At 61.4% G+C, this 25,060-nt stretch carries 27 protein-coding genes; 16 read left to right on the top strand and 11 right to left on the bottom strand.

The window, feature by feature from the left end; all coding sequences use genetic code 11:
• Positions 1-4 precede the first annotated feature (4 nt).
• Together HMPREF3171_RS06300 and pgi are read right to left on the bottom strand one after the other, a co-directional pair.
• A complete protein-coding gene (locus tag HMPREF3171_RS06300) occupies positions 5-1,492 on the bottom strand; it encodes a glutamate-cysteine ligase family protein (protein ID WP_070483703.1) in 1,488 nt (495 codons plus the stop codon).
• Positions 1,492-3,129, bottom strand: a complete 1,638-nt coding sequence (pgi, locus tag HMPREF3171_RS06295; protein WP_070483768.1) for a glucose-6-phosphate isomerase — start codon at positions 3,127-3,129, stop codon at positions 1,492-1,494. The genes HMPREF3171_RS06300 and pgi overlap by 1 nt, the downstream gene beginning before the upstream one ends.
• A gap of 118 nt (positions 3,130-3,247) precedes the next feature.
• Here pgi and HMPREF3171_RS06290 point away from each other — a divergent pair, with 118 nt between their 5' ends.
• Positions 3,248-3,583: an antibiotic biosynthesis monooxygenase family protein gene (locus tag HMPREF3171_RS06290; protein ID WP_070483701.1), complete on the top strand. Its 336-nt coding sequence runs from the start codon at positions 3,248-3,250 to the stop codon at positions 3,581-3,583.
• Between the two features lie 27 nt (positions 3,584-3,610).
• Here the strand turns inward: HMPREF3171_RS06290 and HMPREF3171_RS06285 are convergent, their stop codons facing one another.
• On the bottom strand, positions 3,611-3,904 hold the full coding sequence (locus tag HMPREF3171_RS06285) for a chorismate mutase (protein ID WP_070483699.1): 294 nt from the start codon (positions 3,902-3,904) through the stop codon (positions 3,611-3,613).
• Between the two features lie 68 nt (positions 3,905-3,972).
• Here HMPREF3171_RS06285 and pcrA point away from each other — a divergent pair, with 68 nt between their 5' ends.
• On the top strand, positions 3,973-6,285 hold the full coding sequence (gene pcrA / locus HMPREF3171_RS06280) for a DNA helicase PcrA (protein ID WP_070421439.1): 2,313 nt from the start codon (positions 3,973-3,975) through the stop codon (positions 6,283-6,285).
• Here the strand turns inward: pcrA and HMPREF3171_RS06275 are convergent.
• Both HMPREF3171_RS06275 and HMPREF3171_RS06270 read right to left on the bottom strand, forming a co-directional pair.
• Positions 6,282-6,980, bottom strand: a complete 699-nt coding sequence (locus HMPREF3171_RS06275; protein ID WP_224212937.1) for a M23 family metallopeptidase — start codon at positions 6,978-6,980, stop codon at positions 6,282-6,284. The genes pcrA and HMPREF3171_RS06275 overlap by 4 nt on opposite strands.
• Before the next feature lie 287 nt (positions 6,981-7,267).
• Positions 7,268-7,993, bottom strand: coding sequence for a M23 family metallopeptidase (locus HMPREF3171_RS06270; RefSeq protein ID WP_070421437.1), 726 nt, complete (start codon positions 7,991-7,993; stop codon positions 7,268-7,270).
• A 300-nt stretch (positions 7,994-8,293) separates the two neighbouring features.
• Here HMPREF3171_RS06270 and HMPREF3171_RS06265 point away from each other — a divergent pair, with 300 nt between their 5' ends.
• The 8 genes from HMPREF3171_RS06265 to HMPREF3171_RS06230 are packed head-to-tail and all read left to right on the top strand — an operon-like array spanning position 8,294 to position 16,405.
• Entirely contained in the window at positions 8,294-9,532 is a 1,239-nt protein-coding gene (locus tag HMPREF3171_RS06265; RefSeq protein ID WP_070451725.1) for a cell division protein PerM, read from the top strand.
• Positions 9,533-9,542: 10 nt separating this feature from the next.
• On the top strand, positions 9,543-10,124 hold the full coding sequence (gene purN, locus HMPREF3171_RS06260; RefSeq protein WP_371325687.1) for a phosphoribosylglycinamide formyltransferase: 582 nt from the start codon (positions 9,543-9,545) through the stop codon (positions 10,122-10,124).
• A complete protein-coding gene (gene purH, locus HMPREF3171_RS06255; RefSeq protein WP_070483697.1) occupies positions 10,121-11,677 on the top strand; it encodes a bifunctional phosphoribosylaminoimidazolecarboxamide formyltransferase/IMP cyclohydrolase in 1,557 nt (518 codons plus the stop codon). Before purN ends, purH begins: the two co-directional genes overlap by 4 nt.
• A 22-nt stretch (positions 11,678-11,699) precedes the next feature.
• Positions 11,700-12,575 (top strand): serine hydrolase, encoded by an 876-nt coding sequence (locus HMPREF3171_RS06250; RefSeq protein ID WP_083291995.1) that lies wholly within the window; start codon positions 11,700-11,702, stop codon positions 12,573-12,575.
• Positions 12,576-12,577: 2 nt separating this feature from the next.
• The gene (locus HMPREF3171_RS06245; RefSeq protein ID WP_210385600.1) at positions 12,578-13,441 is read left to right on the top strand and encodes a serine hydrolase; all 864 of its coding nucleotides are present in this window, start codon (positions 12,578-12,580) and stop codon (positions 13,439-13,441) included.
• Between the two features lie 39 nt (positions 13,442-13,480).
• Positions 13,481-14,128, top strand: coding sequence for a hypothetical protein (locus HMPREF3171_RS06240; protein WP_070483695.1), 648 nt, complete (start codon positions 13,481-13,483; stop codon positions 14,126-14,128).
• Positions 14,129-14,140: 12 nt separating this feature from the next.
• The gene (locus tag HMPREF3171_RS06235) at positions 14,141-14,995 is read left to right on the top strand and encodes a J domain-containing protein (RefSeq protein WP_070483692.1); all 855 of its coding nucleotides are present in this window, start codon (positions 14,141-14,143) and stop codon (positions 14,993-14,995) included.
• Positions 14,996-15,022: 27 nt separating this feature from the next.
• Positions 15,023-16,405 carry a hypothetical protein gene (locus HMPREF3171_RS06230; protein WP_070483690.1) on the top strand — a complete coding sequence of 461 codons (1,383 nt, stop codon included), beginning with the start codon at positions 15,023-15,025 and terminating at the stop codon, positions 16,403-16,405.
• 1 nt (position 16,406) lies between these two features.
• Here HMPREF3171_RS06230 and HMPREF3171_RS06225 read toward each other — a convergent pair whose 3' ends face one another.
• The 5 genes from HMPREF3171_RS06225 to rpmB all read right to left on the bottom strand — a co-directional run bounded on the left by HMPREF3171_RS06225 (position 16,407) and on the right by rpmB (position 18,187).
• Positions 16,407-17,087, bottom strand: a complete 681-nt coding sequence (locus HMPREF3171_RS06225; RefSeq protein ID WP_070421430.1) for a TetR/AcrR family transcriptional regulator — start codon at positions 17,085-17,087, stop codon at positions 16,407-16,409.
• 127 nt (positions 17,088-17,214) lie between these two features.
• The gene (gene rpsR, locus HMPREF3171_RS06220; RefSeq protein ID WP_180950003.1) at positions 17,215-17,466 is read right to left on the bottom strand and encodes a 30S ribosomal protein S18; all 252 of its coding nucleotides are present in this window, start codon (positions 17,464-17,466) and stop codon (positions 17,215-17,217) included.
• An 11-nt stretch (positions 17,467-17,477) separates the two neighbouring features.
• The gene (gene rpsN, locus HMPREF3171_RS06215; protein ID WP_034999472.1) at positions 17,478-17,783 is read right to left on the bottom strand and encodes a 30S ribosomal protein S14; all 306 of its coding nucleotides are present in this window, start codon (positions 17,781-17,783) and stop codon (positions 17,478-17,480) included.
• 3 nt (positions 17,784-17,786) lie between these two features.
• On the bottom strand, positions 17,787-17,951 hold the full coding sequence (gene rpmG, locus HMPREF3171_RS06210; protein WP_006841072.1) for a 50S ribosomal protein L33: 165 nt from the start codon (positions 17,949-17,951) through the stop codon (positions 17,787-17,789).
• The gene (gene rpmB / locus HMPREF3171_RS06205) at positions 17,951-18,187 is read right to left on the bottom strand and encodes a 50S ribosomal protein L28 (RefSeq protein ID WP_042409504.1); all 237 of its coding nucleotides are present in this window, start codon (positions 18,185-18,187) and stop codon (positions 17,951-17,953) included. The genes rpmG and rpmB overlap by 1 nt, the downstream gene beginning before the upstream one ends.
• 204 nt (positions 18,188-18,391) lie before the next feature.
• On the opposite strand from rpmB, the gene HMPREF3171_RS06200 reads away from it, so the two are divergent.
• On the top strand, positions 18,392-19,645 hold the full coding sequence (locus HMPREF3171_RS06200) for a DUF418 domain-containing protein (protein ID WP_168161883.1): 1,254 nt from the start codon (positions 18,392-18,394) through the stop codon (positions 19,643-19,645).
• Here the strand turns inward: HMPREF3171_RS06200 and HMPREF3171_RS06195 are convergent.
• Positions 19,617-20,750, bottom strand: a complete 1,134-nt coding sequence (locus HMPREF3171_RS06195; RefSeq protein ID WP_070483686.1) for an SLC13 family permease — start codon at positions 20,748-20,750, stop codon at positions 19,617-19,619. The two genes, HMPREF3171_RS06200 and HMPREF3171_RS06195, sit on opposite strands and share 29 nt — an antisense overlap.
• Before the next feature lie 208 nt (positions 20,751-20,958).
• On the opposite strand from HMPREF3171_RS06195, the gene HMPREF3171_RS06190 reads away from it, so the two are divergent.
• From HMPREF3171_RS06190 to HMPREF3171_RS06170, 5 genes are all read left to right on the top strand, one after another.
• Positions 20,959-21,231 (top strand): type B 50S ribosomal protein L31, encoded by a 273-nt coding sequence (locus HMPREF3171_RS06190; RefSeq protein WP_070421427.1) that lies wholly within the window; start codon positions 20,959-20,961, stop codon positions 21,229-21,231.
• A 21-nt stretch (positions 21,232-21,252) separates the two neighbouring features.
• The gene (gene rpmF, locus HMPREF3171_RS06185) at positions 21,253-21,426 is read left to right on the top strand and encodes a 50S ribosomal protein L32 (protein ID WP_070421426.1); all 174 of its coding nucleotides are present in this window, start codon (positions 21,253-21,255) and stop codon (positions 21,424-21,426) included.
• A 106-nt stretch (positions 21,427-21,532) separates the two neighbouring features.
• A complete protein-coding gene (locus HMPREF3171_RS06180; protein ID WP_070421425.1) occupies positions 21,533-22,231 on the top strand; it encodes a response regulator transcription factor in 699 nt (232 codons plus the stop codon).
• Entirely contained in the window at positions 22,231-23,694 is a 1,464-nt protein-coding gene (locus HMPREF3171_RS06175) for a sensor histidine kinase (RefSeq protein WP_070483684.1), read from the top strand. The genes HMPREF3171_RS06180 and HMPREF3171_RS06175 overlap by 1 nt, the downstream gene beginning before the upstream one ends.
• 89 nt (positions 23,695-23,783) lie before the next feature.
• Positions 23,784-25,037, top strand: a complete 1,254-nt coding sequence (locus HMPREF3171_RS06170; protein ID WP_083291993.1) for a S1C family serine protease — start codon at positions 23,784-23,786, stop codon at positions 25,035-25,037.
• Positions 25,038-25,060 lie beyond the last annotated feature (23 nt).

The following is a 25,060-nucleotide window of genomic DNA, read 5'->3' as shown; positions in this document are numbered from 1 at the left end:
TGCCTTATTCGACCTCAAGGTTCCAAGTGTGCACCGGCGCGTCTGCCTGGGAGTTTTTGATGTACTGCCGCAAAACCCGTGCGAGGCCTTCGGCGCGTTCGCTGGTGGCGGGTTTGGATCCGGCGGCGGCGCGGCTCAGGGCGTCGAGTTGCCAGGTCGCCCCGTTTTGGCCGGTGCGCACGCGGCCCTCGATGATGCCGAGGTATTCGTCTGCGCAGGATTGGTCCACGTCAAGGGCTCGCAGGCCTTCGCAGGCGAGGTCGAGCAGATGCTTCTCGACGAGCTCACGTACCGGAACCGAACCCAACGTCGGCCATTCCATCTCGGCGTTGATGCCGTGCTTGGCGCCGGCGAGGAAGTTACGGTTTGCGGCGTCGAAGGTGAGGCGCGACCACACAGGTCGGGTCTGGTTGCTTAGGGCTTTGACCAGGCCGTAGTAGAGCGCAGCGTCGGCAACGATGTCCTTGACGGTCGGGCCAGCGGGAAGCAGGCGGTTTTCCACGCGGATGTGGCTGAGTTCGCCCGCCGGATCGTAGATGGGCCGGTTCCAGCGCCAGATCGTGCCGTTGTGCAGGTTGAGGTAGTGCAGGCCGGGGTTGTCGCCGTTCATGAACGGGGTGCCTGCGTCGGCGCGGCCTTCGGGCAGCAGCGGGGAGAAGTAGCGCACGTTTTCTTCAAACAGGTCGAAGACGCTGGTGATCCAGCGTTCGCCGAACCACACACGCGGGCGCACGCCTTGGTTGATCAGTTCTTTGGTGCGTGTATCGATGGACTGTTTGAACACCGGGATGCGCGACTCGTGCCACACCTTGTGGCCGAGGAACAGCGGTGAGTTTGCTGAGAGCGCGACCTGCACACCCGCGATGGCTTGGGAAGCGTTCCACGCTTCCGCGAACCGGTCTGGTGCCACCTGGAGGTGTAGCTGCATGGATGTGCAGGTGGATTCGGGGGCGATGGTCTCAAAGTAGTGGGTGTATTTCTCCTCGCCCCGCAGGTCGATTTTGACCAGTTCGCCGCGCGATTCCAGGATCGAGTTGTTCAGTCCGGCGTAGCGATTCTCTGGCGTCATCCACTCGTCGCTATCGAGAAACTGCGAGGTCATCGTGGGCAGGGTGCCGATCATTGCCAGGTGCGACCCGGCCCGCTTTGCTGCCTCGCGCACGCGGGCAAGTCGCTTCTCGACGCCACCAGCCAACTCCGCTAGCCCCTGGCCTTGAATATCCAAGGGTGGGTGGTTCATCTCCACGTTGTAAGCGCCGATTTCGGCCTGGTACTCGCTATCAAGCAGCGCGAGCACGGCTTGGTTGTTGGGGTGGGGGAGCATGGTGTCGTCGACAAGATTGAGCTCCAACTCCAGCCCGATCGTGCCGTGATCGACGAACTCGGCGCCCTGGAGGTGCCGGTCGAAGCGCTCCAGCTCATCCTCGAGCCGACGGCGGTACGTGGTGCGCTGGCGTGGCGTGTAGGACTCGGATGAGATGGCGTCGCCCATTAGCGGTGCTCCCTGTACCAGGTGATGAGGTTGTCGGTGGATTGGTCGCCGGAGGCGGGCTCTTCCTCGCCCGCAACGGCAGCGGCGAGGTCATTGGCCTGAGCCTTGCCCAACTCCACGCCCCACTGGTCGAAGGCGTTGATGCCCCAGATGGCGGCCTCCACGAACACGATGTGCTCGTACAACGCAATCAACGCGCCGAGGGAGTGCGGGGAGAGTTCCTCCGCCAGGATCGTGGTGGTGGGGCGGTTGCCAGGCATAACCTTGTGCGGCGCAAGTGCATGCGGGACACCTTCTGCTTCGATTTCCTGCTGGGTTTTGCCAAACGCCAGCACCTTCGTCTGCGCGAAGAAATTACCCATGAGCAGGTCGTGCATGGAGCCTTCGCCGGTGGCGGTGGGCAGATCAGCGCGTGGTTTGGCAAAGCCGATGAAGTCCGCCGGAATCAGTGTGGTGCCCTGGTGGATCAATTGGAAAAAGGCGTGTTGGCCGTTGGTGCCGGGCTCGCCGAAGAAGATTTCGCCGGTGTCATAGGTGACCGGGGTGCCGTCGATACGCGTGCGCTTGCCGTTGGATTCCATGGTCAACTGCTGCAGATACGCCGGGAAGCGCGCGAGGTCCTGCGCGTACGGCAACACCGCGTGGGTCTGGGCCCGGTAGAAGTTGCGGTACCAAACGTTGAGCAGCCCCATGAGTACAGGCACGTTGCGCTCGAAATCGGTGGTGCGGAAGTGCTCATCCATCGCGTGGAACCCGGCGAGGAACTCGCGGAAACGCTCCGGGCCGATGACCACCATCAGCGACAGGCCGATTGCGGAATCCACCGAGTAGCGGCCGCCAACCCAGTCCCAGAAGCCGAACATGTTGTTCGTATTAATACCGAACTCGGAGACCTTCTCCACATTGGTAGAGACGGCTACGAAGTGCTTCGCAATCGCGGTGTCGTCGCCATCGAAAGCCTCGAGCAGCCAGCGCTTCGCCGCATGCGCGTTAGACAGTGTTTCCTGCGTAGTAAACGTTTTGGAGGCGACGATAAACAGCGTCTGCTCCGGGTCAGCGTCAGCGAGCACCCGGGTCATATCGGCCGGATCCACGTTGGAGACGAACTCCGCGCTCACCCCAGCATCCGCGTAGGTACGCAACGCCTGAGCAGCCATGGCTGGCCCCAGGTCGGAGCCGCCGATGCCGATGTTGACCACCTTGGTAATCGGCTTGCCCGTGTGGCCGAGCCAATCGCCAGAGCGCACCGACTCCGCAAACGCACTCATGCGCTCCAGCACATCGTGCACGTCAGCGGTGACATCCTGGCCGTCGACGATCAGCGCCCGATCCGCCGGGGCGCGCAGCGCGGTGTGCAGCACAGCCCGGTCCTCGGTGGTGTTGAGGTGCTCGCCCGAAAACATTGCAGTGATGCGTTCGGTCAGGTCGGCGTCGTCGGCAAGTGCAATCAGCGCCTCCATGACACGCCCGTTGAACAGGTTCTTCGACAGATCCACGTGCAAACCGGCGGCGTCGAAAGTGAAGCGCTCGGCGCGCTGCGCGTCGGCCCGAAACAGATCACGCAGCGTCGTGCGAGACGTTTCAGCATGGAGTTTTTCGAGCTTTTTCCAGCTCGGTGCGGACGTAATGTCGTGCATTGCAGCCTCCCAGGCGGCGGTGATCATCTCCAGCGTTCAATGCAAACTACGGTAGTCAAAACCTGTCGTGCCTTCCGGGTAACACCCCACCACCCGGCAAATCTGGATAATGGCGCCCATGAGCATCGTCAAGATCAACGCGATTACTGTCCCCGAAGGCGCCGGCGAGGAACTCGAGCGCCGCTTCGCTGCCCGCAAGCACGCCATCGACTCCCAGCCCGGCTTCGAAGGCTTCCAGCTTCTGCGCCCGGTCAAGGGGGAGGAGCGCTACTTCGTGGTCACCCGCTGGGCCGACGAGGAGTCCTACAACGCCTGGTGGGAAGGCGCAGGCCGCGCCGGGCACGCTGAAAGCGACAAGGGCGGCGATAACGGTGAGGCCCCGCGCAAGCCGGTGTCACAGTCTGCTGAACTGCTGGAATTTGAGGTCGTGCTCGATTCCACCGAGCAGGACTAGCCGTCCGGAGCGCTAGCCCCAAGTGCGTTAACCCAACTTGCCCCGGCCGAGCCGTAGCAGGATCTGTGCCAGGCCGGGGCCTTCCTCGCCCAACTCGTCCTGGAACTGGTTAATGATGGCCACCTCGCGAGTGTGGACAAGACGCGTGCCGCCCGAGCCCATGCGTGTCTTACCAATCGCGGCGGAAATCTGGCTGCGGCGCTTCACTGCGTCGAGGATGACGCGGTCAAGTCGGTCGATTTCCTTGCGGTATTCCTGGATCTCCGCGTCCGAAAGGGGATCGTCGGTGCCGGATGGCATGCGGATTTCAAGCTCACTCATGGCAGTAGATTATGCCAGTTCGAACACACGGTCAGGGTCGTGTCGGCGGCGTTAGTACAGTGACTGCCATGACTGATGTGACCCTTGGCCTGAACCCGCAGCAACAGGCGGCCGTCGTGCACGAAGGTAGCCCGCTGCTTATCGTCGCCGGCGCTGGTTCCGGCAAAACTGCGGTGCTGACCCGCCGTATTGCCTATTTGCTGCAAAACCGTGGGGTAGCGCCGTGGCAGATCCTTGCCATCACCTTTACTAATAAGGCCGCAGCGGAGATGAAGGAGCGCGTCGGCCAACTCGTCGGACCTGAGGCGGAACGCATGTGGGTGGCCACGTTCCACTCGGTGTGCGTGCGTATTTTGCGCCAGCAGGCGCAGTTGGTGCCGGGGTTGAATACCAACTTCACTATTTATGATTCGGACGATTCACGTCGACTGCTCGGCATGATCGGCAAAGACATGAACTTGGATCTGAAGAAGTTCTCGCCGCGCGTGCTGGCCAATGCGATTTCGAATCTGAAAAACGAGTTGGTGGATCCGGACCAGGCGCAAGCACAGGCGCAACGCACCCACAACCCGTTCGAGACCACGGTGGCGAACGTGTTCGCGGAATATCAGCGCCGCCTGCGTCAATCCAACGCGCTCGATTTCGACGATCTGATCGGCGAGGTAGTCCGCATCTTCAAGACGCATCCGCAGGTCACGGAGTACTACCGGCGTCGCTTCAGGCATGTGCTTGTCGACGAATACCAGGACACCAACCACGCTCAATACGAACTCATCCACACCCTGGTGGGCGACGGCCCCGACGCGCCCGAGCTGGCGGTGGTGGGCGATTCTGACCAGTCCATTTACGCCTTCCGTGGCGCGACGATCCGCAACATCGAGGAGTTCGAGCGCGACTACCCCGATGCGGAGACGATCATGCTGGAGCAGAACTACCGCTCCACGCAGAACATCTTGAGTGCCGCGAACGCTGTCATCGCGCAGAACGAGGGCCGCCGCCCGAAGAAGCTGTGGACTGACCACGGCACGGGGGAGAAGATCGTCGGCTATGTCGCGGACAACGAGCACGACGAGGCCCGCTTCATCGCCACGGAAATCGATGCCCTGTCGGATCGCGGCGTGCCGTACTCGGATATCGCAGTGATGTATCGCACCAACAACGCCTCGCGCGCGTTGGAAGACATTTTCATCCGCTCGGGTATTCCGTACAAGGTAGTCGGCGGGACCCGCTTCTACGAGCGCCGCGAGATCCGCGACATCGTTGCTTACCTGAAGGTGCTAGAAAACCCGGACGACACGGTGAGCATGCGGCGCATTGTCAACGTGCCAAAACGCGGCATTGGCGACAAGGCGCAAGCCATGGTGGCGCTGCACTCGGAGCAAAACAATCAAAGCTTTGGGCGTTCGCTTATCGACGCCACTGAGGGCAACGTGGACATGCTGGCCAAGGCCGCCACGAACTCCATTACCCGCTTCGTGGACATGATGAGGGGGCTCCGCCAGGACATGCCGAACATGGTCAATGAGGTCACCGGCATGCCAGACCTCGGGCAACTGGTCGCCCAGGTGCTTGATGCCACCGGCTACAAGGCAGAGCTTGAAGCCTCCAACGACCCGCAGGACGGGGCGCGCCTGGACAACCTCAACGAGTTGGTCTCTGTCGCCCGTGAGTTCTCCTCGGACGCTGCGAACCAGATGGCGTACATGACCGATGAAGAAATCGACGAGGTTATGCAGGAAGGCGAACCCGCGCCGGGATCACTGCAGGCGTTTTTGGAGAAGGTTTCGCTCGTCGCTGATGCGGATCAGTTGCCGGACAACGAGCAGGGCGTGGTCACGTTGATGACGTTGCACACTGCAAAGGGCCTGGAGTTCCCGGTGGTGTTTGTTACCGGCTGGGAGGACGGACAGTTCCCACACCTGCGTGCGTTGGGGGATCCAGCGGAGCTCGCCGAGGAACGTCGCCTGGCGTATGTGGGGATTACGCGCGCCCGCGAGCGGCTATATCTGACGCGTGCGATGCTGCGCTCATCGTGGGGCTCTCCGGTAACCAACCCGGCCAGTCGCTTCCTCGCAGAGGTCCCGGAGGACCTCATCGACTGGCGCAGGTTGGAACCGGAGCGCTCCTTCAACGCGGATGCGTGGGGCTCGCCCTCGCGTCCACGCACGCAGATGCGCTCTGCGCGCCGTGCACCGAAACAGACGGTGCACAAGAATTTGAACTTAGTGGCCGGAGACCGCGTCAACCACGCGAAGTACGGGTTGGGCACGGTCCTCACCGTGGAAGGTTCCGGCGTGAGGGAGACGGTGACAATCGATTTCGGGTCGTCTGGCACCGTCAGGCTGATGACCATCGGCGGGGTGCCGATGGAAAAGCTTTAGATCCGGATACCCTGCTGGGCCAGCCAGACCTCGGGGTCGGCGTGGTTCACACCGTCCGGCTTGACCTCGAAGTGGAGGTGCGGGCCCGTGGAGTAGCCCTCGTTGCCGATGGAGGCGATCTTCTGGCCCGCCTTGACGCGCTGGCCGACCTGCACGTCGTAGTAACGCATGTGGCCGTAGACGGTCTCTTCGCCACCGTCGTGCTTGATCACGACCCAGTTGCCAAAGCCCTGCGCCGGACCTGCTGCGGTGACGGTGCCGTCCATTGCCGCGTAGATCGGGGTGCCTTCCGTGTTGGCAATGTCGATGCCACGGTGGAACGTGCCCCAGCGTGGACCGTAACCGGAGGTGTAGCGGCCAGACGCCGGCATGACCACGGTGCGGCCATCTGCGGTGCGGCCGCGCTGCGGTGCGACCCAGTCCGTGCCATCGGCAGGAGCGAACGCGGCCGACAGCGGCGCATCGAGGGCGCGCGGGTCGTACACGATCTTGTAGCCGCCGGCGGTCACGGTTGCACCGTTGTCCAGGATGGCGTCTGCAGCCTTTGCAAGGGCGCCCAAGGCGTCGCCCTGGTTGCCGATAGGTGCGCCACCGACAGTGAGGGTCAGTGCGTGCGCTGGCGACGCTACAAGCGTCAGCGCCAATGCTGCAGCGGCTGCCACGGAGGCACCGGGGAACATACGACTGGTTTTCACAGTTTTACCTTCTCTACGCAGGTCTGGTTCGGCGCAGCTTTGGCTACGCGCACAGCAGGTCAATTTAACGTGTGTCCACCCGCGAAGCAATGGCGTGACCTGCACGTTTGTTCTAATTGGGCGTAGCTAGGTGGTATCGCTGCAGGCAGGCGCGATGTTACTGAAGTGAAATTTGTTACGGATGTTAATTGCCTGTGGGGGTGGATGGTGTACCCCCGCATGCTCCGAAAAGTTGGACACCCAACAATGAAAAAGCCCCGCCGAAGCGGGGCAGAAGTCTGTGTGGCTTAGAGCTGGATGCCGCGTGCGGCCAGCCAAGGCTCCGGGTCGACGGCGGTTGCGCCGTCCGGCCAGATTTCAAAGTGCAGGTGCGAGCCGGTGGAGAAGCCCAGCGAACCCATGCCGGCGATGTCCTGGCCGGCATGGACCTGCTCGCCGACGCCTACGTACAGAGACTGCATGTGGCCGTAGACGGAAATGGAGCCGTCCTCGTGGCGGATGCGGATCCACTGGCCGTAGCCCTGGGCCGGGCCGGAGTCGATCACAGTGCCATCGGCAACTGCGCGGATCGGGGTGCCTTCCACGTTGGCGATATCGATGCCGGAGTGCATCGAACCCCAGCGCATGCCGAAGCCGGAGGTGTAAGCGCCGTCGGCCGGGCGGACGACCAGCGGGGCACGTGCTGCTTCGTCTTGGCGAGCGACCTCGTCGGAGTGCTGGACTGCCTTGTTGAGCTGGTCGGTAAGGTTCTCAACCGGCTTGTACTCCGCGATCGCCAGGATCTGCGGGGTTGCGGCGTCGCTGTCTGGGGTGCCGGCAATTTCGTCGGTATCGGCTGCGAGCTGGATGGAGTAATCCGCGTCCTGGCTCTTGTCCGAGGTGAGAGCGCCTGCGGCGAGGCCGGAGAAGCCGGCGGTGGAAACCGCGCCAGTGGCGGCGGCGACGACAGCTGCGCGACCCGTGTTCGGCGTCTGCTTACGGTGCTTGCCGCCCTGCTTCTTCGAAATGAACATGTGCCCTCTTTGAGATTTCCCGTTGGCCCGAATTCCCCCTGCTAGTGCTGTTTCCGGCAGGGGAATCGTAACCTTCCTGTTATCTACGAGTGGTTACTGTAACGAATTGGTTTCATCGGGGCAAGATGAATCTGAAAATTGTCTTAATCGTTCGCTGTCTTCGCAGTGTTACATCCCGGTTGCATCCACGTCATGTGTAGTCGTATGTGAATGGTGTGACTCTCCGGACGGGTGGGGCAAATTGGAAGATCGGGTGTCCTTCCCCAGAAGTGGGGGTGAGGAGTGGCAGAGTTGGCGGGGATGAGCACCACACCGAAACCACGCCCGGCGTCGTCGACAAGCGGGCGCCGCGCGCGCAACGCCAGCATGTCCAAGCGCAAGATCACCGGTATTAAGAAGCGGTCTGCCCCCGCAAAAGTCCCGGAGACGACCGAAGAGCGGATCAAGCACTACCTGCCGTATGTCGCTGTGCCGAATGCTGTCGTCGGGCTCGGGCTGCTTGTGGTGTGCTTTGCCGTCATCCTCATCGCAGGTTGGCGCCTGACCTACTTGCCTGCCGCGGTGGGGGAGAGCTGGTTCGTCTTCCACGGAGTGCCAGTGCGTATCGACGACATCGAGCTCGCCGCCGTACCCCTTTTGCCAGCCATCGGTGTTGTCGCACTCGTGGCGCGCCGCATCCGTGCGGCTACGGCGGGACGAGTGAGCATCCTGGACCTCCTCGTGCTGCTTGGTCTTGTCATCGGCTTTGCGCTGGTGTTCAGCGGCATCGCGTTGTTCATGGTCGCTGACGCGTCGGCCGTCTATCCGGTGGCCGCACCACACCCCGTGGCCGCGCTGCTTTGCCCGGTCATCTTGCACCTCATTGGTTACTGCATCGGAATCCGCAACGTGGTGTGGCATGCGCTCGCGAAGCGTGCGGGGGTTCCCGCGGAAACCGTTGATGCAGGTGAGGCTGCAGGCAACATCGTTGTACGCCTGCTGAGTGCAGCCGCAGTGATCTACCTTGCGTTCCTCGTTGCAGGTTTTGGTGAGGTTCGCGAACTGCTCGGCCAGTACCCATCCCTCGGGTGGGGCGGCGGTATCGGCCTGTTCGTGCTCTGTGTGGCGTACCTGCCAAATGCGGCTATCGGGGCGCTGTCGGTCATGCTCGGCGGGTCCTTTACCTACGGTGCCGGTTCGATAAACCTCTTCGACGCAGTCCAGATCCCGTACCCACCCCTGCCCCTGTTTGGTGCGATCCCGGCGGAGGTGCCCGCGTGGGCGCCGGTGCTGTTGGTGGTGCCGGCGGCGGTGCTGGTGCATTACTTCGTCGCAAAGCAAGTGTCTCTGACTGCTATTGCAGCAACTGCCACGTGGTGCGCCCTATTCGGCGCGGCCGCAGGCGTCTTCTCCTCAGGGCAAGCAGGCGCTTATGGGGTCATCGGCGTGGACCCTTGGGTGCTGGCGCTACTGCTATTTGTATGGGTTGCCGTCACCGGTGCAACCGTGTTGGGGGTAGCTGCGCTAAGGCAACGCACACCTGCGAACACTGACAGCTAGACTGCTTCGCGTGAGTGATTCAGTGAAATCAATTGCTGTGCTCGTCTCTGGAACGGGTACGTTGCTGCGGTCCATGATCGACAATGCGCAAGGTCGCTACCGCATCGACATTGTGGTGGCGGATCAAATTTGCCCAGCGATCCAACGTGCGAAGAACGCGGGTATCCGCACCGCAGTGGTGCCAATGGAAACCAACCGCAACGCGTGGAACGAAAAACTTGCCGCCACGCTTGCGTCCGTGAAGCCAGACCTTGTCGTTTCGGCAGGCTTCATGCGCATCCTGGGCAAGCCCTTCCTTGAGAAGTATGAAGGTCGAACCATCAACGCGCACCCGTCGTTGCTGCCATCATTCCCGGGCGCACACGCTGTCCGGGATGCTCTGGAATACGGTGTGAAGGTCACCGGCTGCACCGTCCACTACGTCGATTCCGGACTGGATAGCGGCGAGATCATCGCCCAGCGTGCCGTTGAGGTGCTGCCGGACGACACCACCTCCACGCTGCACGAGCGCATCAAGAAGGTCGAGCGCGAGCAGATCGTGGAACTGCTCCATAACGCCCAAGTAGTAAACGGAAAGGTCCTTTTCTCATGACGAATGCCGCGAAGCGGGAAATCAAGCGCGCGCTGATCAGCGTCTACGACAAGACGGGGCTGGAGGATCTGGCTCGCGCGTTGGGCGATGCCGGCGTAGAAATCGTCTCCACTGGTTCCACCGCGAAGCGCATTGCAGACGCAGGCGTGCCGGTGACCGAGGTCGCAGAGGTCACCGGTTTCCCGGAGGTGCTCGACGGCCGTGTGAAGACGCTGCACCCGCGCGTGCACTCGGGCATCCTGGCAGACCTGCGTAAGGACGACCACAAGGCGCAGCTTGAGGAGCTGGGCATCGAGCCGTTCTCGCTCGTCGTGGTCAACCTGTACCCGTTCGAGGAAACCGTCGCCTCAGGTGCCAACTTTGACGAGTGCGTCGAGCAGATCGATATCGGTGGTCCGTCGATGGTGCGCGCGGCAGCCAAGAACCACCCGTCTGTCGCGGTTGTGACCTCCCCGAAGCGCTACGCCGACGTTGTGGAGGCCGTGAAGAACGGTGGCTTTACGCTCGACGAGCGCCGCGAGCTCGCCCTCGAGGCGTTCACGCACACTGCGCGTTACGACGCCGCCGTGTCCTCCTGGCTCGCCTCCCAGCTCGAGAGCCAGGCTGCATCCCAGGCTGCGTCTGGTGCGCAGACCACGGAACTGCGCTACGGCGAGAACCCGCACCAGGCAGCCCGCCTGGAAAGCGACGGCTGGGGCATTGCCGCTGCGAAGCAGCACGGCGGCAAGGCAATGAGCTACAACAACTACCAGGACGCTGACGCCGCATGGCGTGCGGCTTGGGATCACAACCGTCCGTGCGTCGCGATTATCAAGCACGCCAATCCGTGTGGTCTCGCAGTATCCGACGAGTCCATCGCGGATGCACACAAGAAGGCGCACGCCTGCGACCCTGTCTCTGCTTACGGCGGCGTGATCGCCGCGAACCGCGAGGTCACCCTTGAGCTTGCAGAGCAGATCCACCCGATCTTCACCGAGGTGGTCATCGCCCCGTCTTTCGCGCCGGAAGCACTCGAGCTGCTGCGCACGAAGGAAAACCTGCGCCTGCTGGAGGTCACCCCGGAGCAACTCACCGAGGAGCGCAAGCAGATCACCGGTGGTTGGCTGGTCCAGGAGCGCGACCAGTTCCAGGCCGACGGCGACGCAGCCGCCAACTGGAAGCTGGTTGCCGGCGACGCTGCCGACGAGCAGACCCTCGCCGATCTTGAGTTCGCGTGGCGCTCGGTGCGTTGCGTGAAGTCCAACGCCATCCTGATTGCCAACGACGGCGCATCGGTGGGCATCGGCATGGGCCAGGTCAACCGCGTCGATTCGGCCAAGCTGGCCGTTGACCGCGCGAACACACTGGACGAGGGCCGCAACCGCACCAACGGTGCCGTGGCAGCCTCCGACGCGTTCTTCCCGTTTGCCGACGGATTCCAGTTGCTTGCAGACGCCGGTGTGAAGGCCGTTGTCCAGCCCGGCGGATCCATCCGTGACGAGGAAGTCATCGCTGCAGCCAAGGAAGCCGGCGTGACCATGTATCTCACCGGAACCCGCCACTTCGCCCACTAACCCTCTGAAGGAGAGTACCTCCGTGTCCTCCAAGCTCGCCGCGCTTGCGCTCACCGCAGGTATTTCGCTTCCGGGCCTGCCGGCCATTCCCACCTACTCCGCGATTGATCAGATCCCGGTTGTAGGCCCGGCCATTGTGCAGACCTACAAGCAACTGCCGCCGCAAGTGCAGCGAGCCATCCACCTGCCGTTGCCGCTGACGGCACCGGCCGCCGCGAAGAGACAGCCGACGGGCAAGAGTGCCACGGAGGTTCAAGCGCAGCTTGATCAGCTTGTGCGCGACGTTGTTGCGCGACATGGTGGCCGCGCGACAGCATCTGTCGGTGGCATTACCGCAGGGGATAACCGCCCGGAGCCGGCATTTTCCACTATGAAGGTCCCGGTGGCTATTGGTGCGCTGCGCAAGAGCCCGGCAGCCTACCCGGATGCTGAGGTCGCCGTGACCCGCTCCGATAACCCTGCCGCGCACCGTATGTTTGGCCAGGTATCGGGCGCGGAACTCGACGGCATCATCGCCGAGGCAGGATCGCGGACCACCAACTCCGCGGGATACCAGATGGGCACGCTGTGGACCACCAGCGACCAGGCGGCGTTTGCATCGGGCCTGCGCTGCGTGAAGGGGCATGAGCCGGTGCTGGACATGATGGGGCGCGTCGTCGATTATCAGCGCTGGGGTGTAGGGCGCATCCCTGGTGCACGCTTCAAGGGCGGCTGGAACTACTACGAGAACGGGCACCTCGCCCGCCAGTTTGGCCTCATCCCTGGGCCGAACGGGGATATCGCCGTGGCGATCACCGCGCACAGCCCGAAGGGGCACGAGGGTAGTTTCGCCATGCTCAACGAGCTGGCGGACGGCATCGCAGCAATGCGCGGCGATCTGCCGACGGCCCGCTGCTAAACATGACGCCGCGACTGAGGTTTGCTGCAGCGCTGGTCGCCGCTGGGCTTGCGCTCAGCGCGTGCGGGGCAGGGGAGCGGGCCTCAGAACCAGCGACGGAAACTGTGACGGCAACCCACGTAATTACGCCGAGTTCACTCGCACCCTCGCCCGTCCCCGCGCCTGTTCTGGAGCAGTTGCAACCGCAGCTCCAAGCAGCAGTCGATGCCGTGGTTGCTCAATACGGGGGAACGGCAGAGCTCGCGGTGTCTGACGGCCGGGACGCAGTAGGATCGCCGGAACAAGATCCGCAGGTAGCGTGGTCAACTTCGAAGGTTCCGATCGCGGTCACTGCGCTTCGCAAAGACCCTTCGCTACTTCCGGTTGCGGAGTCTGCGATTACCGCCTCAGACAACCTCGCGGCAGAAACTCTGTGGGCGGCAGTCGAGCCTACGGAGGTAGAAGCGGTGCTGCGTGAAGCGGGAGTCGATCTACCGATGAACACCGTTGTGCTCAGGCCTGGATTCACGGCTTTCGGTCAAACGCGATGGGGCACTCGTGAGCAGGCAGTGTTCGCCTCCAACCTGCGCTGCGTGGCGGGGTCCGACGAGGTACTCGACATGATGCGCAAGGTAGTGCCGGAGCAGCGCTACGGTCTGGGGGTTTTGCCGGATGTTGCCTTCAAAGGTGGCTGGGGTCCGGGGGACGACGGGAAGTACACCGTGCGCCAGCTCGGCCTGTACAACGGCTACGGCATCGCGCTGACAGTTTCGCCTGCAGACGGCACCTATGCGACGGCCCAATTGATGGCAACTGATCTCACAAACGCTGTGCTCGAGCTGCAATTGGGCTCGCCAAATCCTGACTGTTCGGAGGCTGGACGATAGACTGCGGGATAAACACCCCCGTAGCTTGGAGATTCCACGATGTCGAACCCAAATGCCAACCCCAACGATGAGTGGGCGGCATACACCCCGAAACCATCCGAATACGACGAGTGGGGACAACCACAGCAGCATATGCCCACCCAGCAGTTCCCGGCGCAAAGTTGGGAACAGCAGCAGTGGAGCCAACCTGCGTACGCGCCGGCGCCCGGCCCACAAGAGCCGAAGTCGTCGAACCGGGTGCTCTACATCATCATTGGCGTGCTCGCCGTTGCCCTCCTGGCTGTGCTCGGTGCGTTCGCCGCGTGGAGCTTTGGCGGATCGTCCAGCGGTTCCACGGAGCCGGTGACCTCTACTGTTGTGGAAACGTCGACGCGTGCTCCAGGTGGGGCCGCGACTGACGGCGCAAAGCCATCGGCGGCACCGTCGTCGGCGAAGCCAGACGCTGACCGAAAGGACCGTACCTTCGGGGTTGGCGTGCCGGAAACGTCCGTCACAACTGAGGGCTTTGCGCGTGCCGTTGGTGATGATTTCCGCGCGTACTACGCGGAGCACGGAAAGACGCCGACTTCGCTGCGTAGCCTGAGCCCGAAGACCGGCCAGTACTACATGATGTCCTGCTCGCCGGCGCAGGGCGGTTTCCGCTGCACCGGCGGCAACAACGCCTCCGTCTTCATCAGCGAGCAGTAGAAGGAAACCGGGATGCAGCATTACAACCTGTACAAGACGCTCGAACTTGATCCGTCGGCTTCGAGCGAGCTGCTTGTCGACGAGCTCACGCAACGCCTCGACAGCGGTCTCACTTCCAACCCTGGTGGCGAGGAGGAATTGCGTCTGGCTCGGGAGATTCTGGGAGATCCGACTAAGCGCCAGATGTACGACTCTCGCTTGAAGGCCGACAGTGGCATGCCCATGAACGTGCAAAGCCTTCGGTCGCTGGCCGCCATGGCGTCACCGGCTGCAACGGCTGCACCGACCGCACCCGAAGCACCAGAAGCCCCCGAAGTTTCCGAACCAGCCGTTGTTCCCGGCTCTGGCGAAGGGGACAACACACCGGAGAAGTCGTTCGATGTGAAGCGTTGGTGGCCTATTGCTGCTGTTGTTGCGGGTGTGCTCGTCATTGCGCTGGTAGTTCCTCAGCTTGTTGGCGCTGGGCTGGGCTCGAGCGGACCTGAGAAGCTCGCCAACGAAATCGCCCAGCTTGATGAGGACGATAGGGCCGACTGGATGAATCAGCATGCCGCTGCTGGCCGTGCAGCGTTGCTTGAAAACAAGCTTGAGAACACGAGCATCGGATCATCCGACGATGCCGAGTACGCCGCGGGGGAGAGCTACGACCTGAAGGACCTCGTCGCAAAGAAACAAGGTGACGATGCGTCGGAGAATACCGACTACCTCGACCGTCTTTACGGGTTGAGTGGGATCAAGGAGGCGCGACTCGTTGGGATCAACACGGAGGTGAAAAACAAGGACGTCCATGCGACATCGGTCAATACCCAACTGTTTCTGTTCGCTCGAGATGGCGGCGACTGGAAGCTCTACGACATCTTTGACTAACACGGCGAGAGAACGAGGAGATTGAACATGAATAAGACGAAAGCAATCGCACTTCTTGGAGCAGGGCTGTTGACAGTTTCGCTGAGTGCCTGTGGCGGCGCGGATGAAACCGAAACGGAAGTGCTTGACCCAACTAAGCACGCAACTACGGCTGCGGAATCCCTTAAGCCACAGTGGAACAACAACGCACGCATGGCCGTCGATCCGTTAGAGGCGGCGCCTGAAGCAGCACGTGACTTGCCAGAAACAAGGTCACTTGGGATCGACAACCTCGACGTGTTCAATCCGACATTCAATCAGGCGGTCCCTGCAAAACTCGCTGTCACATCCTGGGACAAAGAAACCCGTGCGCTCGATCTGGACACGGGAGCGTTGTACGACGTCTCCCCGAAGAAGTTCGATGGCTCTGAGGACAAACGTATGACCACGACGATGATGCTGGTTGCCGACGACGGGAAGACCAAAGGCGCCAGCTTTGTGAAGACTGTGGAGAGTACGCAGGGCCTACAAACGGAGAAGGTAAGCCTTTCGACGTTCCTCGACGATTTTGCATCCTTCGACGAGCCAACCCTCGCGGAAGTGGATTCGAAGAACCTCGACGCTAAGTCCGCCGAAATTATCGCGGCGAGTGCGGAGAAGATCTATCTCGCGAACATTCCGGAGGCCGGCTCGAAGAAACAAATCGATGTCGTTGCGGTGGATATCGCCTCTGGCCAAGAAACAAGGCATGAGCACATCGAGACCAATAATTTCTTCCGCGTGCTCGCGCAGAGCGGGGAGCCCGTGCTGTATTACGCAAGCAACGATGGGGATTTGAGGCGCCGAAACCTAGAGTCGGGCGAGGACGTTGAGATACGTAAAGGTTTCGCACCCGAAGCCGTGTGGCGTATCGGCGACGATGCCCTTGTGTACGGCAAGGATACTGCGGAACAGGAGCGCTGTACCGATGAGCCAACGAAGCCTTGTGAAGCGAAATTCCTTTATGTCAGCGGTGGCAAGGCAGATGAGGCAATGAGTGTGGAAACCAGAACCTACAGTTCTGTACCTGTGGTGCGGCGCAGCGGTGACGTCATTACGGCTATCTTCACCTCGCGAGCCGAGGGCATAGTAAAACTTCTCGTTCTGAAGCCCGAGTCTGGAGAAGTCCTGCTCGAATTGGGTAAGGATGAACTCAAGAAGTTGGACTTCGTCGACGCAATTTCGGACGGGGAGTCGATCTTTACCTACGACGGCAATCGAACTTCCCCGCGCGTTGCTCAAAGCGATATGAAGACCAAGGAACTCATCACCGCTGATGCGGATGTGTTCCCGATTGATTCACCGTCAGGGGCCCGGATTTGGGGCGTGAAGCGAGACGACGGGGATTGGTTCGAGGCCCGCGTCGCGGTCGAGGATCTCGACAAGTTCTAAACTACGCGTCCTCGTCGCGCGATACTTGCGCGACGAGGCTGAGCATGCGCTCGGCGCGGCGATCCGGAAGGTCCGTATGCAGCACGTCCAGGACGGCATCGGCGATGGTGACGGAGGGGGCGGGCAGGGCGTCGTCGACAAGCGGGTATGGCGCAACGCCGGTGTTGTCGCGCATCTCGATGGCGGCGAGCGTCATGTGGAACGGTAGGTCGATGCGGGGGTCGTCGTCGCCAACGATCTGCGCCGCCAGGTCGCGGAAGATACCCTCCAGGCGTTGGCGTGCCTCGTGGTACTCGTCAAACTCCTCCGACTCCAACACCGGCAATTGGTAGAGCCGGCCGACGTTCCAATTCGAGGACAACAAGATACGGGTCTCGGCGGCGACGAGCGCCCAGAGCTTCACGGCTGCAGTTTCGTCGGTCTTGGCCAAGTCTGATGCGAGATCCAGCGAGGGCTGCAGCGTCCCCATGAGCAGCGTGAGGAAGATGTCGCGCTTGGAGGGGAAGTGGTAGTACAGCGACGCCTGACGGATGCCTACGGCGTCAGCAATGTCGTGAGTGGAGGTAGTTGCGAAGCCTTTGCGTGTGAAAAGTTCGGATGCGGCATCGAGGATTTCTTCGCGGGCGGTTGCGCCTTTGCGCCGTGGGCTTTGCTTGCGTGGTCGTCCGACCGAGTTCGCCATACCCTGCCTACCTTTCTGGGATACGCCACTACTTTAGAAGAAAAACACCCGCTCTCAACCCTCGCGGGGAGGGGAGTGCGGGTGCTTAGAGCCGAAGACTCTTACGCTGTCATCGTCAACCGGCTAATTAGCGGGTGGTGAACGGCAGAAGAGCCATCTCGCGCGCGTTCTTCACAGCGGTAGCGACCTGGCGCTGCTGCTGCGGGGTCAGGCCCGTGACGCGGCGGGAACGAATCTTGTGACGGTCGGAGATAAACAGACGCAGGGTCTCAATATCCTTGTAGTCGACGGTCTCGATGCCCTTTGCCTTTAGCGGGTTCTTCTTCGGGCGACGGGACTGCTCAATGCGCGGCTTACGCGAATTGTTGCGCTTCATAATTTGAGTCCTCCTTACCACGAAGACTTACGGACGCCAGGCAGCTCACCGCGGTGAGCCATCTCGCGCATACGGACACGGGAAACACCGAACTTGCGGAGGTAGCCGCGGGGGCGGCCGTCACGCGAGTCACGGTTGCGCACGCGCACCGGGGATGCGTCGCGCGGCTGACGGTTGAGCTCAAACTGAGCGTCCAGACGATCCTCGTCAGAGGTCTCCGGGTTCTTGATGATTGCCTTGAGCTCGTTACGACGCTCCGCGTAGCGGGCGACGATCTCTTTACGCTGCTCGTTCTTAGCGATCTTAGACTTCTTCGCCATGGATTATCGCTCCTCGCGGAATTCGACGTGCTTGCGAACTACCGGATCGTACTTCTTCAGCGTGATGCGGTCCGGGTTGTTGCGCTTGTTCTTGCGGGTGACGTAGGTGAAGCCGGTGCCCGCGGTGGACTTCAGCTTGATGATCGGGCGGATATCGTTACGTGCCATTAGATCTTCTCACCTCGTGCACGGATCTGGGCTACGACGGACTCGATGCCGTCGCGGTCAATGATCTTCAGACCCTTCGTGGAAACGTTCAGGGTGATGGTACGGCCCTCGGAGGGCAGGTAAAACTTCCGCTTCTGCACGTTGGGGTTCCAACGGCGCGAGTGGCGGCGGTGCGAGTGCGAGACGGTCTTGCCGAACGACGGCTGACGTCCCGTGACCTGGCAATGTGCCGACATGGGTTTCTTCCTTACTCTTCTTACCGCCCACGACTCGATCACGATGTGAGGAAAGCGCCAGGTGAGAAGCGGTGTGAGGGTCCGCTACCGGCGCAAATGCAATCGGTTGACGTAGGCGTATATGTGTACTTCGACAACAGCGAGAGACAACCCTACCGTCTTTGCGCCATTTCTCATAATCGCGTTTTGCGTAGTATGACACCCGTGAATGAACCCACCTATCGGAGAATCGTCGCTCTCGACGTCGCTCGAGGTATCGCAATTCTGGGCACCTTGGCAACGAATATCTGGATCTTTGCCACCTGGCACCAGATGGACAGCGTCATGGAGCAGTATTTCGATCCGAACTTCACGCTCTGGGATGAGGTTCGCGCCGCTTCCACGAATGGAACTGCAGCAGAGGCCGCCGACGCGTTGTTCAATGCCGCAAGCGCGTTGGTCACGGACGGCAAGTTCCTGGGACTGCTCACCATCATGTTCGGCATCGGCATGGAGATCCAGCGCCAATCTGCAGCGAAACGAAACCAGCGCTGGCCCGGGCTGTACTACTGGCGCGCAATCTTCCTTGTGGCCGAAGGGCTACTGAACTACATCTTCATTTTCGAGTTCGATGTGTTGATGGGCTACGGCCTAACCGCGCTTGCGGTCGCGCCAATCATTGTGCGCAGCGAGCGTGTGCAAAAGGTGTGGATGTGGCTCGCGCTGAGCGCACATGTCCTTGTCATGGTGCTGTTCTCCGTGGGCACCTATCTGCTCAACAGCATCCCGCTCGACGAGATCGAGGGTGGCGAGGATATCCCCACGTTTGACCAGTCGTTTGCGCTCTACACCGCAACCGACAGCTATCCGGCGATGGTGCAGGCGCGTATCGACGACTTCTTCGGCGGCAGGTTCGAAATCCCAATCATGTTCGTGATGGGCATCGGTGTGTTTCTCCTCGCGGCCAGGTTGTACCGCGCTGGACTATTCCAACCCGCCGGGGCGGGGTTGCGTCGCAAAGTAATGCTCGTCGGCCTCGGTGTTGGTATCCCGCTGGACTGGGGGCTGCGCTTGTTTGCCACCGGCGCATCTGCTTCGTTGACGCGCTACGTCACCTCGACGGTAGTGGCGTTCGGTGTCCTCGCGCTCATCGCGGCCTTCTACATCCGCCGCGACAACACGCTTGGTGTGGTGGGAACCGGTTTGGCTGCAGTCGGTCGCACCGCGCTGACGTGCTACATCCTGCAGAATGTGCTCGCCTCTGTGGTGTTCTACGACTTCGGGTTTGGTCTAGCCCGGTACGTAGAGGGGCCTGCCGGCACCTTGCTCGTGTGTGGGGTTTATCTCGCGTTGTGTGCGCTGCTTGTTGCCTTCAGCATGTTGTGGCTGAAGCGCTTCCAGCGGGGACCGTTTGAAATTGTCATGCACCGGGCTGTCGACATGGTTGCGGCTAAGCAACGGCCAGCAGTGCAGCGGTAGCGGCAATGACGGTAACTGGTGCCAGGAGTAGGCCCCACAGGATGAACCCGCGCCACGGTACTGGGGCCTTTGCGCGGCGGAGTTGATCTGCCCACAGCAGTGTGGCGAGCGATGCCCATGGGGTGATCACCGGGCCGACATTGACGCCGATCAGGAGAGCCAGCACGCTGGCCGGATCGCTGACTGCAGGTTCGAGCATCAAAAACGCAGGGATGTTGTTGATCGCGTTCGCTGTGGTCGCGCCAGCAGCTGCAATTGCTAAGGGGTGTGTGCCGGCGAGTTGCTGCACGGCGGACGAAATATCGCTGATCTGCAGGGCCAGTGTCGCCACCGCGGAGAAGGCAGTGGCAAGGCTGAGCGCCGACCACGGGATGAGTGGAGTAATGCCGTCGCGCCGTCTGGTCGGGCCCACCGCACACCACATTGCGATGGCGGCGACGGTGCTCGTCAGCCAGTAGGGGATCGGGCTGAGGAGTGCAACGACGGTGACGCCCAGCACCGCAAGGGCGTCCGTTGGGCGGGGGAGGATCGATGACGCTTCGGGCATAGGCTCGCCGGCTGCGCTGCGGTATATCGCCCGGGCCGCGTAGGACGCTGCCACTGCCACTGCCACTGCCACGGCTGCAGGGGCGGCGGCGAGTTTCACGTATTCACCGGTGGTGGAAAACGCGTCGCCGCCCACCGCCAGCAAATTCGTCAAGTTGGAAACCGGCAAAGGCATGGACGCAAAGTTGGCAATCCACACCACGGAAAGCGCCACCGCCGGCACCGGGAGGCGGAAGCGGGAGGCGAGTTGCACCGCCAGCGGGGTCAGCATGATCGCAGTGGTGTCGAGCGAGAGGAACGCCGTTGCGGCGACACACAGTGCGAGAAACCCCGCCAGAACGATCTCTCTGCGTGACGTCGTGCGCTGCAACGCGCCAACCAGCCACTCGAAGGTGTGCACACGAGCAGCGAGATTGACGACGACAGACATGCCGGCCGCGAAACCGAGTACTGGAACAAGCCGAAGGGCAACTTCAGTGGCGTCGTTCAGGGACACTGCGGCGAGCACGGCGAGACTGGCGATTGCTGCCAGCGGCAAAGAAAACGAGGAAAGATTCATGGCGGGGTTGAGGGGAAGTGGTGGATGAGCAGGGCGGAGGTCGTCGATAAGCGAGTTGCAATGATTAGGTCGCAGCGTAAGTGAGCTGTATGCTATTTCGAGTTGTCCGGCAACCGTCGGATGAAAAGACCATTTCGCACCCAACTCGGGCACGATCCTTAATGTAAGGAACCGACCCGTAGTTCAATCCTGAGGGAGACGAATACTAATGAGGAAAGACATTCACCCGGATTACCACCCGGTGATTTTCCAGGACGCGAACACGGGCCACAAGTTCCTGACGCGCTCCACCCTGACTTCCGCACGCACCGAGCAGTGGGAGGACGGCAACGAGTACCCGCTCATCGTGGTTGACGTGACCGCAGAGTCTCACCCGTTCTGGACTGGCGCTCAGCGTCTCATGGACACCGCTGGCCGTGTTGAGAAGTTCAACCAGCGTTTCGGTGGCATGGCACGCCGCAAGAAGAAGTCCGCTAACTAAAGGGCGTAAAGGAGCACAATCATGGCAACCCCTAAGTTCAAGATGTCCCGCGCTAACACGCGCATGCGCCGTTCCCAGTGGAAGGCCAACAACCCTGACTTGGTCAACGTCAAGATCGACGGCCGCGAGGTGCAGATCCCGCGTCGTCTCGTTAAGGCGGCTCAGGCTGGCCTGATCGACGTCGAGCAGTTCTAAGCTTCCGCAAGGTAAAACTCGCGCAAAAATACCGGGTTCCCACAGGTGGGGCCCGGTTTTTTAATGCCGTTTTCACTCTTAGAGGAAAATAAGTCATAATATCTGCATGAAAATTCTCGTTGCCGATGACGAACAGGCTGTGCGCGAGTCACTGCGTAGGTCGCTTCGTTTCAACGGATACGACGTAGTCCTCGCCGTAGATGGTGAGGATGCGCTCGACCAGATCCGGTTAGAACAGCCGGATCTGACCATTTTGGACCTTATGATGCCAAAGCTTGACGGCCTCGGTGTCTGCCGTACGCTGCGTTCTTCGGGCTACGATGGCCCGATTCTTATGCTGACGGCGCGCGATGGTGTCGCGGACCGTGTGGCTGGCCTCGACGCTGGTGCGGACGACTACCTGCCTAAGCCGTTTGCGCTTGAGGAGCTGCTGGCCCGTGTCGGTTCGCTGCTGCGTCGCTCCCGTGCGGAGTCGCGCCATAGTGAGCAGAAGGATTCGACCACGCTGAAGTTCGAGGACCTGACCATGGATACCTCGACGCGTGACGTGTTCCGCGATGGCCGACCGATCTCGCTGACTCGTACGGAGTTTGCGTTGCTGCACCTGCTGATGCAGAACCCGCGCCACGTATTGGCCCGTCAGACCATTCTTGAGGAAGTGTGGGGCTACGACTTCCCAACCTCAGGCAACGCCCTGGAGGTTTACATCGGTTACTTGCGTCGTAAGACTGAGGCTGGCGGTGAATCTCGCCTTATCCATACTGTGCGTGGTGTGGGTTACGTGCTTCGGGAGACTGCTCCGTGATGTTGCGCGTCGCGTCTGGCGATGCCTATGAGACCCGCCTCGGGGCAGGTCATTCCTTGCGCCTGAAATTGGCGGTGTTGTCCGGCTTCATTGTCGCGGCTGCGATTGGGCTCACGACGATGCTTGGCATGTGGCTGTCTACCAAAACCCACGAAGGCGTGTTGGATACTGAGCTGCGGAGCAAGACGTTGGGGATGGCTCGCCAGCTCGACGGGGCCTCGGAAGATCAGATCCGCTCTGAAATTGCGGCGTTTCGGCGATCAAACCCGTTGACAAGCATTGCGGTTTCAGGGGCAGACTCGAACCTGTTCTTGGGGGATCCGGTATCCATTTCAGGGCCGTATTTGCGTACGGAGAGCGGCGATGCGGTATCCGTGCGCTCAGTCAACGGTAAGCGTGTTGTTGTGCGCCAAACACCGGATGGGATGGTGGTTGCCGCATCTCGGACAGAGGACCCGTACGGTCGCATCTCTGGAAGCCGGGCGGCGGCAGCGCTGGTGGTTATCGGTGTCGGCAGCCTGGTGGCGTGGATTTCTGGTGCGTTCATTTCGGCGGTGGGCTTGACTCCGGTGCGCAGGCTGCACCGTGAGTTGGACAACGCTAACGAGTCGAGTGGGCCGCGTGAACTTCCGGTGGAGGGCGACGACGAATTTGCGGAGGTGACCTCTTCGATCAACGCGTTGGTGAGGTCGTTGGAGGAGTCCAAGAAGCGTCAGGCGCAATTGGTGGCGGATGCGGGCCATGAGCTCAAGACGCCGTTGACATCGATGCGCACCAACATTGAGTTGTTGATGATGTTGCATAACTCCGGCCGTCAGGACCAGATTTCGGCTGAGGACCGGGCCGATTTGGAACGTGATGTGCTTGCCCAAATGGAGGAGATGTCGATCCTGATCGGCGACCTGGTCGACCTTTCCCGCGACGAGTCGCATGAGACCGAGCCGGAGGATTTCCGCCTCGACGAGGTGCTCGAAGAGGCGCTTGATCGCGTGCGTCGTCGTCGCCCCGATGTGACGTTCTTGTTCCACGCCGACCCGTGGGTCATTCGTGGTGATCGTTTTGCCATGGGACGTGCTCCGATCAACTTGATCGATAATGCTGCGAAGTGGTCGCCGGAGGGTGGTGCAGTGCGTGTGTCGCTTAAGGCGGCGAAGCGCAACGCGGTGCTTATTGTCGACGACTCGGGCCCCGGCATCCCACCCGAGGAGCGCGAGAAAGTCTTTGAACGGTTCTACCGTTCCCCGGAGTCGCGCGCTATGCCGGGTTCTGGCCTGGGATTGGCGATTGTGAAACAGGTGATGGACCGCCACGGTGCGACAATCGTGGCGGAAGAGTCGGATGACGGTGGCGCCCGTTTCCGGGTGGTGTTCCCGGGACGTCCTCCGGAGGACGAGACGGCTGAGGATCTTATAGTCGAAGACGAGAACGAGACCCGCGTCATCCCGAAGAAAAGCTACAGCTAAACCCGTACAGAAAATGTACAGAAAACACTACGTTTCGTTTGGTGAGGTCGCAAGCGCCGCCACAGCGCGGTAGGGCATACTCGCAATCCATGAGCAATACGCGCGATTTCGGAGAGCAACCCAACGATGAAACCTCGAGCTTTCCGCACCAGACAACTGAAAACTACGACCAGGCACCGTATGTGCCAAGCGGTGGCGTGTACACGGTTCCGCCGCAATCCCAGGCTCCGAAGCGTCGCGCAGGCGTAGGAACCGCCTTTGCGGTTGCGTTGGTGACAGGCCTTGCAGCCGGTGGTGGTGCGGGTTACGTTGCGGGGTCGGCGGGATCGTCGCAAAGCGCAGATGCTCCGAGTGGAGAGCAGGCGCAAGAAAACGCCCTGGAGAATCCCTCTGTGTCGAATGCCGCGGAGGCACCAGATGGATCGGTAGAGAAGGTGGCGGCGCAGGTGCTGCCGTCGGTGGTGTCCATTGAGGTGGCCACGCGCTCTGGTGGGGCGGAGGGATCCGGCTCCATCATTTCCTCTGATGGGTATGTGCTGACCAACCACCATGTGATTGCCGCAGGTGCGCAGCCGGGGACCGAAATTCAAGTCACGCTCAACGATGGTTCTCGCCACCGCGCGCAGTATGTTGCCTCCGATGTGAACACCGACATTGGCGTGCTCAAGATCGAGGGCGTAGACAACTTGCCGGTGGTGCAGTTCGGCAATTCTAATGACCTGCGTGTGGGCCAGCAGGTCGTGGCGGTCGGCTCGCCGTTGGGTCTGTCTGCGACGGTGACCTCAGGTATTGTCTCTGCGCTCAACCGACCGGTGCGCGCGAGCCAGGGGGGCGGCGAGAGCTCGCTGATGGACGGCATCCAGACGGATGCGGCGATCAACCCCGGTAACTCGGGCGGCCCGTTAGTGGATATGAACGGCAACCTGATCGGTATGAACTCGGCGATTGCGTCGCTGTCCCAGAGCAGCTTTGGCGGAGAGAGCTCCGGCGGTTCGATCGGTCTTGGGTTCTCCATTCCGTCGAACTTTGCCAAGCGAGTGGCGGACCAGCTGATCCGTAATGGTGAGGCGACGCAACCGATGCTGGGTGTGCAGGTCAGCATCGCCCAGGCCATCACTGGCGGCGCTGTGGTTGCTGCGGTGGAGCCGGGCAGCCCCGCGGAGCAGGCGGGCCTGAAACGGGCAGATGTGATCACGCGGTTGAATGACCGACTTATAGATTCAGCTGACGCGTTGATTGCCGCTACCCGTTCGCAGGACTTTGGCCAGACAGTGACGCTGCAAGTGGAGCGTCAAGGAGAAGGTGAGCCGATTCCGGTAGAGGTGACCCTCAGCACAGAGTAAGTTCTTTAGAGACTTGCAATATT

Origin of the sequence: Corynebacterium sp. HMSC08F01 (genome assembly GCF_001807545.1) — a bacterium.
Classification (GTDB): Bacteria; Actinomycetota; Actinomycetes; order Mycobacteriales; family Mycobacteriaceae; genus Corynebacterium; species Corynebacterium coyleae.
The sequence above is the reverse complement of the archived record's forward strand: the minus strand, read 5'-3'. Positions and strand labels throughout refer to the sequence as shown.